General features: G+C 59.3%; 11 protein-coding genes. 3 read left to right on the forward strand and 8 right to left on the reverse strand.

Features of this window, described 5'->3' with window-relative positions; genetic code table 11:
• Positions 1–114: 114 nt before the first annotated feature.
• On the forward strand, positions 115–816 hold the full coding sequence (locus tag BM174_RS18380; RefSeq protein ID WP_093925302.1) for a CDP-alcohol phosphatidyltransferase family protein: 702 nt from the start codon (positions 115–117) through the stop codon (positions 814–816).
• Here the strand turns inward: BM174_RS18380 and BM174_RS18385 are convergent.
• From BM174_RS18385 to BM174_RS18405, 5 genes are all read right to left on the reverse strand, one after another.
• Positions 813–1,268 (reverse strand): methylated-DNA--[protein]-cysteine S-methyltransferase, encoded by a 456-nt coding sequence (locus BM174_RS18385; protein ID WP_093925303.1) that lies wholly within the window; start codon positions 1,266–1,268, stop codon positions 813–815. The two genes, BM174_RS18380 and BM174_RS18385, sit on opposite strands and share 4 nt — an antisense overlap.
• 132 nt (positions 1,269–1,400) lie before the next feature.
• Complete coding sequence (gene ileS, locus BM174_RS18390; RefSeq protein WP_093925304.1) at positions 1,401–4,340, reverse strand: isoleucine--tRNA ligase; 2,940 nt, start codon at positions 4,338–4,340, stop codon at positions 1,401–1,403.
• A 279-nt stretch (positions 4,341–4,619) separates the two neighbouring features.
• Positions 4,620–5,627, reverse strand: coding sequence for a YcjF family protein (locus BM174_RS18395; RefSeq protein WP_093925305.1), 1,008 nt, complete (start codon positions 5,625–5,627; stop codon positions 4,620–4,622).
• Positions 5,627–6,112, reverse strand: coding sequence for a GNAT family N-acetyltransferase (locus BM174_RS18400; RefSeq protein WP_245766446.1), 486 nt, complete (start codon positions 6,110–6,112; stop codon positions 5,627–5,629). The genes BM174_RS18395 and BM174_RS18400 overlap by 1 nt, the downstream gene beginning before the upstream one ends.
• An 8-nt stretch (positions 6,113–6,120) precedes the next feature.
• A complete protein-coding gene (locus BM174_RS18405) occupies positions 6,121–7,536 on the reverse strand; it encodes a YcjX family GTP-binding protein (protein WP_093925307.1) in 1,416 nt (471 codons plus the stop codon).
• Between the two features lie 90 nt (positions 7,537–7,626).
• Between BM174_RS18405 and truA the strand changes: the two genes are divergently transcribed.
• Positions 7,627–8,394, forward strand: coding sequence for a tRNA pseudouridine(38-40) synthase TruA (gene truA, locus BM174_RS18410; RefSeq protein ID WP_093925308.1), 768 nt, complete (start codon positions 7,627–7,629; stop codon positions 8,392–8,394).
• A gap of 30 nt (positions 8,395–8,424) precedes the next feature.
• On the opposite strand, the gene BM174_RS18415 is transcribed toward truA, so the two are convergent.
• Both BM174_RS18415 and BM174_RS18420 read right to left on the reverse strand, forming a co-directional pair.
• Positions 8,425–8,889 (reverse strand): cyclic nucleotide-binding domain-containing protein, encoded by a 465-nt coding sequence (locus tag BM174_RS18415; protein WP_245766447.1) that lies wholly within the window; start codon positions 8,887–8,889, stop codon positions 8,425–8,427.
• Positions 8,890–8,947: 58 nt separating this feature from the next.
• The gene (locus BM174_RS18420; protein ID WP_143092491.1) at positions 8,948–9,772 is read right to left on the reverse strand and encodes a P-loop NTPase family protein; all 825 of its coding nucleotides are present in this window, start codon (positions 9,770–9,772) and stop codon (positions 8,948–8,950) included.
• A gap of 1,177 nt (positions 9,773–10,949) precedes the next feature.
• Between BM174_RS18420 and BM174_RS18425 the strand changes: the two genes are divergently transcribed.
• On the forward strand, positions 10,950–12,143 hold the full coding sequence (locus BM174_RS18425) for a tyrosine-type recombinase/integrase (RefSeq protein ID WP_093925311.1): 1,194 nt from the start codon (positions 10,950–10,952) through the stop codon (positions 12,141–12,143).
• Positions 12,144–12,405: 262 nt separating this feature from the next.
• On the opposite strand, the gene BM174_RS18435 is transcribed toward BM174_RS18425, so the two are convergent.
• A partial coding sequence (locus BM174_RS18435; protein ID WP_143092492.1) for an integrase core domain-containing protein occupies positions 12,406–12,685 on the reverse strand: 280 nt, incomplete at its 5' end.

The raw sequence follows: 12,685 nt of genomic DNA on the forward strand, positions 1-12,685 counted from the left end.
GTTCGGCCAAAACTAGGGGCGCGCGCAGCGCGGGTCAAAGCCTAACCCGCGACAAACCGCAAAGGCGGGGGAATTCCTTTTGCATCCTGCGGCAGGATTTGCGAATGCTGGCGTATGACCATTCACATGCGCGCCCTCCTCGTCCATCTGTTCACCGCCACTGGTGCTGTCTTTGCCATGCTTGCCATGCTCGAAGCGGTGCAGGAACAATGGGATATGATGTTTCTGTGGCTGGTGGTGGCCTTCTTTGTCGATGGCATCGACGGGCCGCTGGCGCGCAAGTTTAACGTCAAGAAAAACGCGCCTGAGTTTGACGGCGTGCTGCTTGATCTGATTATCGACTATCTGACCTATGTATTCATCCCCGCCTTCGCGCTTTTCACCTCCGGCCTGATGGACGGGTGGAGCGGGTGGTTCATGATCATCATCGTAACCTTCGCCTCGGCGATGTATTTCGCCGACACGCGCATGAAGACCAAGGACAATTCCTTCGCCGGCTTTCCGGGTTGCTGGAACATGCTGGTGCTGGTGCTTTTTGCGCTGAAACCCGACTGGTGGGTCAGCTTGATCCTCGTGACCATTCTGGCGATCACGATGTTTTTGCCGATCAAATTCGTCCATCCCGTGCGCACCGAACGCTGGCGTGCCGTCACCCTGCCAATGGCGCTGGCTTGGACGTTTTTCGCAGGCTGGGCCGCTTGGGTCGATTTCCACCCGCAAAGCTGGGCACATTGGGGGCTGATCGTGACCAGCCTTTATCTGGTTGTCGCAGGTGCCGCGCAGCAGGTCATCTATTCCGACAAGACCCGAGCTTAGATCAACAGCCCAGCCGCCCCTTCATGGCGCAGCAGGGCGACCTTGGTTTCCACGCCCTCGCCGCCTGAAAATCCAGTCAACCCTCGCGCGCCCATGACGCGGTGGCAAGGAATGATCACAGGGATCGGATTGCCCCCGCAGGCCTGTCCCACCGCCTGCGCCCCGACCTTGAGCCGTTTTGCAATATCGCCATAGGTCAATGTTTCGCCATAAGGAATCGCCGCAATCTGCGCGCAGACTGCTTGCTGTAGATCGCTGCCGCCCACCCGCCACGGCAAATCAAACGCCCGCAGGGTGCCCGCATCATAGGCGGCGATCTGTTTGGCCGCTGCCTCCAGCAATGGCGTGCTTTCCTGCGCGGCGACAGTGCCCCAGCGCAGCGCCGTAATAGCGCCGTCGTCTTCGGTGATGATGAGAGTGCCGAATTGCGTCGGTACGCTACAGTGTTTCATGCCCTAATGATGCGCCGGGACGGCGGCACACTCAATCCGCTTCCTGCGCAATACCGCGAAGAGATTTGCCCTGTAAAAACGAATGCGGCCCCGCCTTTTCAGACGGGGCCGCCTCAAAGTCTCGGTAGAGAGTTACTGAGCCGCTTCGATCTCGCTGACCGCCGCATCACAACGTGCGCAGACGCCCGCGTGGCTGTGGGTGCCCACATCCGGCAACACTTTCCAGCAGCGCTCGCATTTCTCGCCCTCGGCCTTCGCAAAGACCACTGCCACGCCGTCGGTTTCCGGCATGCGGAAGGCCTCCTGCGGGGCGGCATCACCGGTCACCTTAACGTCCGAGGTGATGGCAACGTCTTCGAAAGACACGCTTTCCAGCGCCGCACGTTGATCCGCATCGGCAACATACACCAAAGGTGCTGCCTCCAGTGAGGCACCGATCACCTTATCTGTGCGCTGCACTTCCAGCGCCGCTGTCACCACCCGCCGCGCCGCACGGACCTTGGCCCATTTGGCTGCGAGTTCCGGATCAAGCCACGCCTTCGGTGTCTCTGGCATATCGATCAGATGCACCGAGGACCCCTCACCGGCGAAGCGCTCCAGCCAGACTTCTTCCATCGTGAAGACCAGCACCGGCGCGAGCCAAGTGGTCAAACGGTGGAACAGGATATCCAGCACTGTGCGCGCCGACCGGCGGCGCAATGTGTCGCCATCGCAATAAAGCGCGTCCTTGCGGATGTCGAAATAGAACGCCGACAGATCCAGCGTCGCAAAGGTAAATACCGCCTGGAACACACCTTGGAAATCAAACTTGGCGTAACCGTCACGCACCACCTGATCCAACTCTGCCAAGCGGTGCAGCACAAGCCGCTCCAACTCGGGCATATCCGCAGGCTCGACGCGGTCGGCCTCGGTAAAATCGCTCAGCGCGCCCAGCATATAGCGCATGGTATTGCGCAAGCGGCGATAGCTGTCGGCCACCCCTTTCAGGATTTCCGGCCCGATCCGCTGGTCTGCGGTGTAATCGGTCTGCGCGACCCAAAGCCGCAGGATATCCGCACCGTATTGATCAACGATCTGCTGCGGCACGATGGTATTGCCGATGGACTTGGACATCTTCATGCCCTTGGCATCCAGCGTAAACCCGTGCGTCACCACATTGCGGTAGGGCGCGTGGCCAGTGGTGCCAACCGACTGCAACAGCGAGGAATGGAACCAGCCACGGTGCTGGTCGGTGCCTTCCATATAGACATCCGCGATGCCATCTTCGGACCCGTCCGCACGGTCGCGCAGGGTGAAGGCGTGGGTCGAACCAGAGTCGAACCAGACATCGAGAATGTCGGTCACCTGATCATAGTCGTCAGGGTTCACGATGCCGCTCAGGAAACGCTCTTTCGCGCCCTCTTCGTACCACGCATCGGCACCTTCAACCTCGAAGGCCTCGGCGATCCGCTGATTGACCTCGGCATTGCGCAGCAGGAAATCGGGATCGGTCGGCAGCACGCCCTTTTTGGTGAAACAGCTCAGCGGCACACCCCAAGCGCGCTGGCGGCTCAACACCCAGTCAGGCCGCGCCTGCATCATCGAGTGCAAGCGGTTGCGGCCCGATTTCGGGGTCCAGTTTACATTGTCGATCTCGGTCAGAGCCCGTTCACGAATGGTCTTGCCATGCGTATCCAGCCCGTCGCCCACTACCTTGTCGATGGCAGCAAACCACTGCGGCGTGTTGCGATAGATTACCGGTGCCTTGGAACGCCATGAATGCGGATAGCTGTGCTTGATCTTGCCGCGCGCCAGCAGCCCGCCAACCTCGGCCAGCTTGTCGATTACCGCAGCGTTGGCATTGCCTTCCTTGCCATTCGGCTTGAGGATCGCCTTGCCACCAAAAAACGGCAGATCATCGCGGAAACGCCCGTCCTCCATGACGTTATAGGTGATCACCTGCTCCAACATGCCCAGATCACGGTAAAGCTCGTACTCCTCCAGACCGTGGCTCGGTGCGCAATGCACGAAGCCGGTGCCCTCGTCGGAGGTCACAAAATCAGCCGCACGGAAATCGCGCAGATCATCCCACTCGCCATTGCCACCCTCGGCCCCCGCCAGCGGGTGCTGCAATTTGATCTTGCCCAAATCTTCCGCCGTCACATCGCCCAGTCGGCGGAACATGCCCTCTTCCAAACGTGCACGTGCGAAAACATCCGCCGCCAATTCATCCGACAACAGATACCGGTCGCCGATGTTCAGCCAGCATTCCTCGGGCCGTCCGGTGATCTCATAGAGGCCATAGGAAATCCCCTCGCCCCAAACCACCGCCTTGTTGCTCGGCATGGTCCAAGGCGTTGTGGTCCAGATCACCACATGCGCGCCATCCAGTTTGGCGTCATCGGGGCCGACAACCTTGAACTTCACCCAGATCGTAAAACTGTCCTTGTCGTGATATTCGACCTCGGCCTCGGCCAGCGCGGTCTTTTCAACCGGCGACCACATCACAGGCTTTGAGCCTTGATAAAGCGTGCCGTTCATCAGAAACTTCATGAATTCCTCGGCGATCACCCGCTCGGCGTGGAAATCCATCGTCAGATAGGGATCAGCCCAATTGCCCGTGATACCCAGACGCTTGAACTCCTCGCGCTGCACATCCACCCAACCGGCGGCAAACTGGCGGCACTCGGCGCGGAACTCGTTGATCGGCACCTGATCCTTGTCACGGCCCTTCTTGCGATAGGCCTCCTCGATCTTCCACTCGATCGGCAAACCGTGGCAATCCCAACCCGGGATGTACCGCGCATCAAAGCCCATCATCTGATGGCTGCGCACGATCATATCCTTGATGGTCTTGTTCAGCGCATGGCCGATGTGCAGATGCCCGTTGGCATAGGGAGGCCCATCATGCAGCGTAAAAGGCGCGCGGCCTTCCTTTTCGCGCAGACGATCATATACGCCGATCTCCGCCCAACGCGCCAGCCACTCGGGCTCGCGCTTGGGCAGGCCCGCGCGCATCGGAAAATCGGTCTTTGGCAGGTTCAATGTGGATTTGTAGTCAGGAGTATTATGGTCTGGGGTCTCGGCGCACATCGGGGGCGTCCTTCGGGCAAAATCTGAGGAAAGGGTGTGGTCACGGCGGTGCGAAAGTTTCAAACACCTCTACCCGGCGTCTCGGTCAATCAGAGCGCCGGGGATATAATTCGAATGATAATCGCACAAACGCAACTCATACCGCAGCTTATAGGCACCGCCCGACCCGCGAACAAGCCCCCAAGAAAGCCCCCGCTCAGCCTCTCGTATTGACCCTGAATATCGTCGGTGGCCGGGGGCAGCGGCCTCACCTTTGGCGCACCGCCTTCCGCGTCTAGGTCAGTCCTTCTTGCCCGCGCCAAACAAACCGCCCAATGCGCGGCTGATGATTCCCCGTACCGAAGGCCGCTTGGCCGCCGTAAACGGCATCGGGCGGCACACCTCGATGGCCGCAACCCCGACCCGCGCGGTCAATGCGCCATTCACCAACCCCTCGCCAAAGCGTCTGCTCAGCCGTGCCAAAAGCGAGCCACCCAAGATCGGCTCCAGCATATCGTCGCCTACGGCCACGGCCCCCGTCGCCACCAGATGCGACAACACCGCCCGCGTCAGCCGCCATGACCCGAAAAATCCCGACCGCCCGCCATAGACTTCGGCTATGCGCCGGATCATCCGCAGGTTCGACGTCAACGCTGCTGCTACATCGGCCAGCGCCAAAGGCACCAATGCGGTGACCGTCGCCACCTGCCGCGCTGCTGCTTCCACCTCACGGCTGGCCGCAAGGTCCAGGGGGCGCAGCAATTCGGTCTCTGCCAGCGCCAGCAACCCCGCCGCGTCCAACTGGTCGCCGCGCAATTCAGCCAGCCTGTCGCGGCCCCAGCGGGTATCTTCACGCCCCGCATAAAGACCGACCAGCCTGTCGGTCAGCTTGCGCGCCGCGCCCAAATCATTCTGCGCCAAAGCTTCGCCTGCCGCATGGCGCAGATCATCGAGCCGTGCCAAGCGACCAAAGGCCGCCAATTCGCGCAGCGAAATCAGCGTCAGCACCAGCAGGAACGCCCCGATCAATACTGTCATCGCCCAGCCGATAACCGGATAACTCGCCATCAGCGACGCTACAAAACTCCACGCGGCAATCGCCACCAAGGCACTGATCAACGCGCCCGCCAAGCCCCAGAACAGGCGCCCCAGCAGAGACGGCTTGCGCGCTGCCAGCCGTGCGGCCAATTGCATTGCCTCGCCCTGCGGCGCAGGCCGGCTCAGGTCAGGCACCGGTGCGGCTTGCGATACCTCCGGACGGGGGCGCGTGTCTTCGTCCAGATCAAACAATACCGGTCCACGCGCCATTATGCCGCCTCCCTTTGCCACTCAAGTCGCACATCTGGCAGGCCGACATCATTGCCCGCGCCATCACTGCGGGCGACCTCGACGAAACCGGCCTTGCGGTAAAACCGCACTGCGCGGGCGTTTTGCTGAAAACTCCACAGTCCCAGCCGCGAGCAGCCTTGCTTGCAGGTTTCAAGCAAGCGTCGGGCAATGCCGCGCCCCTGCATCTGCGGGCGCAGATAGAGGCCATGCACCTCTTGTCCCGCCTGTGCAATAAATCCCACAATTGCACCCTCCTGTCGCGCCACTGTCACCCAGCCTGCGTCAATCATATCGCCCACGTAGCGCAAATCCTGCGCGCCGCTGTGGACCTTGGGCAGCCACGGCATCGCCTGATTGGCCTGCCCCATCACCGCCCCCACCGTGCCTGTGTCCAGCACCCGCGCGGGTCCGATCTCGACCGGCACGACGGGCTGAACAAGACCGCGCGGCCTTGCTTGCATCATAACGCCGCTCACAACCGGTCACCGATCAGGAATTCTGCGGCACGGTCGAGCCGGATGTGCGGCGGTCCGTCCCCGGGACGCAGGTTCAGCGGCGCGGGGGCAAAGTGCATGATCTGATAGTCCTGATCCAGCCATGTCTGCGCCCCTTTCATCGCGGGGCTGAGCAAATGGGCGGGATCCTGCGGCAGCTCACCGGCATAGAAAGCCGCCTGCTTGCCAGTCTCTAACAAAGTGCCACGCACCACGTCCAGCATCTCGCCACCGTGATCCATGCGGTCCTCGGTTGTGGCGCGCAGGCTGGCAATCGCCATCGCTGCCGTGCCTGCGCCGGCATATTGCGCACGGTCGCGCGCTTCGCGGGTCAGCGCCTCCATGATCGCGGTCAGACGCGGATGCTGGCTGTGATGCAAATGGTCCGACTTGGTCGCTGCAAAAAGCACCTTCTCCACCCGCTTGCCGCGCAACAAATTGCTGAGAAACCCGTTCTTCCCGGGCCGGAAAGCACTTAAAATCTCGCCCATTGCGCTGCGCAGATCGGCCACCGCACGCGGCCCTTGATGGATCGCGCCCAGCGCATCGACCAGCACAACTTGCCTGTCGATGCGGGCAAAATGGTCGCGGAAAAACGGCTGCACAACTTTACGCTTATAGGCTTCAAAACGCCGTGCCATCTCGCGGATGAGCGAATTGCGCGGGTCACTTTCGCCCTCGGGCAACGGCGCAAAGGTCAACACCGGCGAGCCCGCCAGATCGCCCGGCAACAAAAACCGCCCCGGCGTGCAATCGGAATAGCCATTGGCCCGCGCGGCTTTGAGGTAGCCCGCGAATGCCTCGGCCAAGCGGCCCGCCTGCGGCTCCTCGAAAGCAGACTGCGGATCGGTTGCCGCGACCAAGGCGCGGTATTCCTCAGCTTCTTCGCGGTTTTTGATGCGCCCCAGAACCGATTTTGACCAATCGGCATAGCTTTGGTCCATCAAAGCCAGATCCAGCAGCCATTCGCCGGGGTAATCAATGATGTCGATATGCACGGTGCGCGGCCCCTGCAGCCCTGCGAGCAAGCCGTTGGGACGAACCCGCAGCGACAGGCGCAATTGCGAGATTGTCCGGGTACTTTCGGGCCAATGCGGCTGCGGCCCTGTCAGCGCTGCAAGGTGCGCTTCATACTCGAAACGTGGCACCGTATCATCGGGTTGCGGCTGCAAAAATGCGGCCTCGATGCGCCCTTCCGAGGCCGCCAGCAGCCCCGGCATGCGCCCACGATCCAGCAGGTTCGCAACCAGCGAGGTAATGAACACCGTCTTGCCCGACCGTGCCAATCCTGTGACCCCTAAGCGGATCACCGGCTCGAAAAAAGTTTCCGAGACCGTGTCGCTCACCGTCTCAACCTGCCGCCAGATGCCATCGGCGATGCGTGTAATAACCAAAGCTGCTCCGCCCCGAGAATTGTTCTTGTCGTAACATAGGGCTGCGGGTCGGGGATTGCCAGAAGGCCGCCCGCAGGCTAGACGCGCGCCATGCCTCGCTTTGCCCTGAAAATCGAATACCACGGCGCACCCTTTGTCGGGTGGCAGCGCCAGCCTGACCTGCCCTCGGTTCAGGGCGCGATTGAGGCGGCTCTCGCGCGGCTCGATAAGCGCGAGCATACCATTTCGGCTGCGGGGCGTACTGACGCAGGCGTGCATGCAATGGCGCAGGTTGCGCATTGCGAAATGCCCGAGGGCTGGACCGCGTTCCGGCTGTCCGAGGCGTTAAACTTTCACCTCAAGCCCAACCCTATTGCGATTGTCGATTGCGCCGAAGTGCCCAGCGATTTTCACGCACGGTTCTCGGCGATGGAACGCCGCTATCTGTTTCGGATCCTGACCCGCCGCGCCCCTGCGACGCATCAGGCGGGGCTGGTCTGGCAGGTAAAACACGACCTAGACGTCGATCTCATGCAGCAAGGCGCCAACGCGCTCATCGGCAGACATGATTTCACCACCTTCCGCTCGACGATCTGTCAGGCGGATAGTCCGGTGAAGACATTGGATCATTTACAGGTTTTTCAGGTCCAGACACAGCAAGGCGTTGAAGTCCACTTTGACGTGCGGGCGCGGTCATTCCTGCACAATCAGGTGCGCAGTTTCGTGGGGACGCTTGAACGGGTTGGTGCCGGATCATGGAAGCCCGAGGCCGTGAGCAAAGCCCTCTCAGCCCGCAACCGTGCCGCCTGCGGTCCGGTCAGTCCGCCACAGGGTTTGTACCTTGTCGGCGTCGGCTATCCTGATGATCCGTTTGCCTGATCGGCTGGTCGAGACACCGAAGCTTATCTGCTAGACATACCCCGCAACGACCTGCAGCAACTTATAGGCCGTCGCGGCGTCATTCTTCACCACCGCAAGAAAATCCGCGGCGCTGACGCGCAAGCAGGTCAGATCGCTGAAAGCTCGCATATCAAGGGCCCGCGGCACGCCACGGATCAGACCAAGTTCTCCCACCAGATCGCCCGGTTTGGAGGTGGTGATGATGCGGGCGTCGCCCTCTTGTCGGGGGTCCAGCAACTCCGCCGTGCACTCCCAGACCAGAAACGCCCCAATCGACAGGTCATCGCCTTGGTGAAACACGTAGTCACCGGCCTCGGCATGGTACCAACGCGCACCAAATGCCAGCAATCGCAATTGTTTGCGCGCAAGGCCCGAGAATAATTCTGCGCGTTCCAGTGCTCGCAACTTGCGGGACAAGTCTGCGCTGACGGTGTGGTCTTCACCCCCGGTAATCTCGCGGGTGACGCCAGACAACCGGCACTGCTGCATCACAAACTGATGGTCGAAGCGTGGCGCATCGCCAGGACCCGGGTCATGATATCGGCAGGAAATGCAAGCCAAGCTTGCGAAACAGCGGATGGTCCGTGCCGTCCATGCCAAAAATCTGGCGCAACAGCTCCACAATATCTGCAGCCAGATGCAGCAGGTCCGCTTCCAGATCCAGCTCAACCAAGAGCGATAGAAAAGACGGATGATCGATCAAAACTTGCGCCGTGACCGGCACCAAAGGCATCGCAAAGATCAGGCTTTCTGCCACAGGCAACGTTGGATTATAGCACTGCTCGTCGAAGAAACTGACCTGTTTGGCCAAACCGGAGGCGCTAACCGCATCGGCTATTTCCCTGCGAAGATCGACCAAGGCTTTGCTGAGGTCGGGATAGGCAGACTGATCGAGCTTTAAATCCAGCGCACGTTCAAACAAGGGCGCATTCAGCCCCATCCCGCGCATGAGCCTATGCCACCAAATCTGCAAATCGCGAGAGCCCGACACTTCTGCCGCCGAAAAATCGAGCCAAGGGACATCCACGGGATCGGCACTATTGCCTGTGCGCGCACTTTCCAAGGGTATCGCCGGATCAGATGCAGGATGCTGTGGCGACCTATGCAACGCCATATTGATGTTGTCCCCGAGCACCCCCTCAAACAGCACCGGCGTTGCATCGACATAGCCGATCCGGGCCGCGATCGTGATCTGGTGTAGCTTATTTATATCCTGCCCTGCGATCTCGACCTTTCCGTGCGAGGGGAGCAGTTCACGGGTCAACAACATTGCCAGGGCGCGGCGGTCCTCCTCGCCGTGCGCGGTGATGGCGATGGAACTGGCGGCTGGGAAGGTCACCGTCAGATCGTCCAGCACGCTCGCCCCTTCGGCATCCACCACGCTGACGCGCTGAGATCATCGCAAGCCGATGCCGCCAGCCGCCGTTCATGCGCAGCGTCACAGCACCAGCAGCACTTTCGCCGATCTCGCTGGCCATAGCAGGAACAGCCCGCATAAAATCATCAGAAAGGTGATTTGCCCGAACTCGATCCCGGGATGGTGACCGTGCCGCCCTTCGCGCCGATAGCATCATTGATAATGCGCTTGGGCAGCTCGAGGGTCAGTACAGCAGTGAGAAGAGCACCAGTGTCGCCGCAAGCAAGGTCAGCTGATCCCGCTCCGGGTGCTTCCAGATAAAGGAGAAAAGTGAGCGTTCGATAATCAGTCCGCCCGAAGAAATCTGCGTCCGCGTAGGGCTCACTCTAGGACATGGTCTTCCTTTTTCGAAGGAATTGCACCGTCACGTTTTGGCGGAAGCGAGTGTGGACCGTCTGTCGCAGGTAAGCTGCACATGGAGTTGGCATCGGCTCGACAGGGCACCAAACATTTTGGTTGACGTAACGGAACCTTCGCTTCGGTCGTGGGTTATATTCGATCCGAGGGTGCCATCCACGGGACCCTCATTCAATGAGGAGAAATGAGATGTTGAGATTGCTGAGAACTGGGTCAGTCGCCCTTACTGCACTTACCATATTATTGCTTCCCCTACAGTCAGCCAGCGCGCATCAAACTAGAGTCGGCTCAGGGATGGCTGTGCGAAATGACCACCCAACCAACGTGATTGTCACAATCCCGTCGCGCCATTTTCCACGGCCCGGAACATGCCGGTTGTGGTATCCCGACCGCAATGCACAACAGCAACCCACAGTGTCTGATTGCAGCGTAACAATCCCCTATGGCGCGATACTGCTAAAGGGGTGAGCCGCGCAAACTGCTTAGATTATGCCAAATGTTGGACTGAACGCAGCCTCACTGCATTGTTAGTTCTGCTGGAATTGAACGCCCAAAGAACATACGCCAATGGGGCGCGATGTCTGAGATTTTCAAGGTAGAATTGGTGCGGTCGGAGAGCATTGAAACACTATATCTCGGGGTGCCAAGGTGCACCCCAAATCCACTGAATCCCATATTTCTATGACTTTTCCTGTATCAGGGCATTCCATGGCGCACCACCTTATACTATATGTTGAGGGTGGGCTGTAAGGTGGACCAAATGAGCAGAGCATTGAACAAGTTTTCGGCCCAAACCGTTAAGGCGGCGGATGCTGGCAAATATTCAGATGGCGGCGGGCTTTGGATATTTAAGAATGATGTGGGAGGTGGCAAATGGGTGCTGCGTGTTCACGTTCATGGTCGTCGCCGTGAAATGGGCTTGGGCGCATATCCCCGCGTATCTCTCAAAGAGGCGCGGCTGGAGGCGGACAAGTGGCGCAGAGTTTCCCAGCAAGGCACAGACCCGATAAAGCAACGTCAGACCGCGCAGCGCAACGCAGAGCGCAACATGCACCTTCTTCGCGACATCGCTATCGACGCCTTTGAAAGTCGGAAAGCTGAATTGAAAGGCGATGGGATAGCTGGGCGATGGTTTTCGCCACTTGAACTGCACGTCCTTCCAAAACTAGGCAAAGTGCCAGTGTCAGAAATTGACCAACGCGACATCCGCGACACACTGGCCCCAATCTGGCATGAGAAAGCAAGCACAGCGCAAAAGGCGATGGACCGTTTGCGCATTTGTATCCGTCACGCGGCGGCGCTGGGCTTGGACGTGGATATCCAAGCGGTGGACAAGGCTAAAGCATTATTGGGTAAGCAGCGCCACAAAGTGCAAAATATCCCTGCCCTACATTGGAAGGATGTTCCTGCGTTCTATCAATCGCTGAGTGAAGGAACCGTAACCGAACTGGCCCTGCGCTTACTTATCCTCACAGCGGTACGTTCTTCGCCGCTGCGTTTTTTGCATCTGGACCAGATTGAGGGCGATGTCTGGACTATCCCCGCAGAGGCTATGAAAGGTCGCAAGGATGCGACCAGTGACTTTAAGGTTCCTTTATCATCTGAAGCACTGGCCGTGATCGAACAGGCGCGCCCTTTTGCCCGTGACGGGTTGCTTTTCGCAGGTGTCCGGCGCGGCGTTATCTCGGACGCCACGATGTCGAAATACATGGACAGACGCGGTATTGCGGCTCGACCCCATGGCTTCCGGTCCTCATTCCGCGACTGGACCGCAGAGGCGACCAATACCCCCCGCGAAGTTGCGGAAACCTGTCTAGGGCATGTTTCCGGTGGGTCGGTTGAGCTGGCCTATCGACGGACTGATTTTCTCGAACAGCGAAGGTCATTAATGGATAGATGGGGGAGAAAATTAACTACGCCAGATAAGGAGAAAGTTATTGCTATTTCCCGGTGAAAAGCCTGCCTCCCTATCCGCATATGGAATTTCGATAGAGGATGCCTTCCACGAAGATGAGTTCGTTCGAGCGTTCATGACATTCCCTGATGATGATTTTTCAGCGTATCAATCTGTCGCAATCCGCAGACTTCCCGGAGGCAACCCTGCAACTTCAGAGTGGAATCGATCAGTACTCGACATCTCCAGCGAGGAGGCTGATGAGTATATGAAGCGCAGTGCGGGTAATCCCCCCATTTTTAATGGGGTTCAGCCGTAGAATTCAGGCGGCTGTTTTCAGTTTCATTGCGGGCGTGATGCCGCCGATGCCCATGTTGGGTCGTTCATTGTTGTAAGTCCAGAGCCATACCGTGGCCTGATCCTGTGCCTCCTCGATGGTTTCAAAGATGTACTGGCTGAGCCATTCGCCGCGAACCGTGCGGTTGTAGCGTTCGATATAGGCGTTCTGTTGGGGTTTTCCGGGTTGGATGTATTCCAGCCTAACGCCTTGTTTTTCGGCCCATTCCATGAGCTTTCCACTGACATATTCGGGCCCATTATCG

The sequence above is a fragment of the Sulfitobacter brevis genome (genome assembly GCF_900112755.1).
In the GTDB taxonomy this organism is placed as follows: Bacteria; Pseudomonadota; Alphaproteobacteria; order Rhodobacterales; family Rhodobacteraceae; genus Sulfitobacter; species Sulfitobacter brevis.

Excerpts from the sequence above, each read along its gene's own strand:
- truA (WP_093925308.1), top strand. The coding sequence starts at position 7,627 with ATGCCTCGCTTTGCCCTGAAAATCGAATACCACGGCGCACCCTTTGTC.
- ileS (WP_093925304.1), bottom strand. The coding sequence starts at position 4,340 with ATGTGCGCCGAGACCCCAGACCATAATACTCCTGACTACAAATCCACA.
- BM174_RS18380 (WP_093925302.1), top strand. The coding sequence starts at position 115 with ATGACCATTCACATGCGCGCCCTCCTCGTCCATCTGTTCACCGCCACT.
- BM174_RS18400 (WP_245766446.1), bottom strand. The coding sequence starts at position 6,112 with ATGATGCAAGCAAGGCCGCGCGGTCTTGTTCAGCCCGTCGTGCCGGTC.
- BM174_RS18395 (WP_093925305.1), bottom strand. The coding sequence starts at position 5,627 with ATGGCGCGTGGACCGGTATTGTTTGATCTGGACGAAGACACGCGCCCC.
- BM174_RS18425 (WP_093925311.1), top strand. The coding sequence starts at position 10,950 with ATGAGCAGAGCATTGAACAAGTTTTCGGCCCAAACCGTTAAGGCGGCG.
- BM174_RS18385 (WP_093925303.1), bottom strand. The coding sequence starts at position 1,268 with ATGAAACACTGTAGCGTACCGACGCAATTCGGCACTCTCATCATCACC.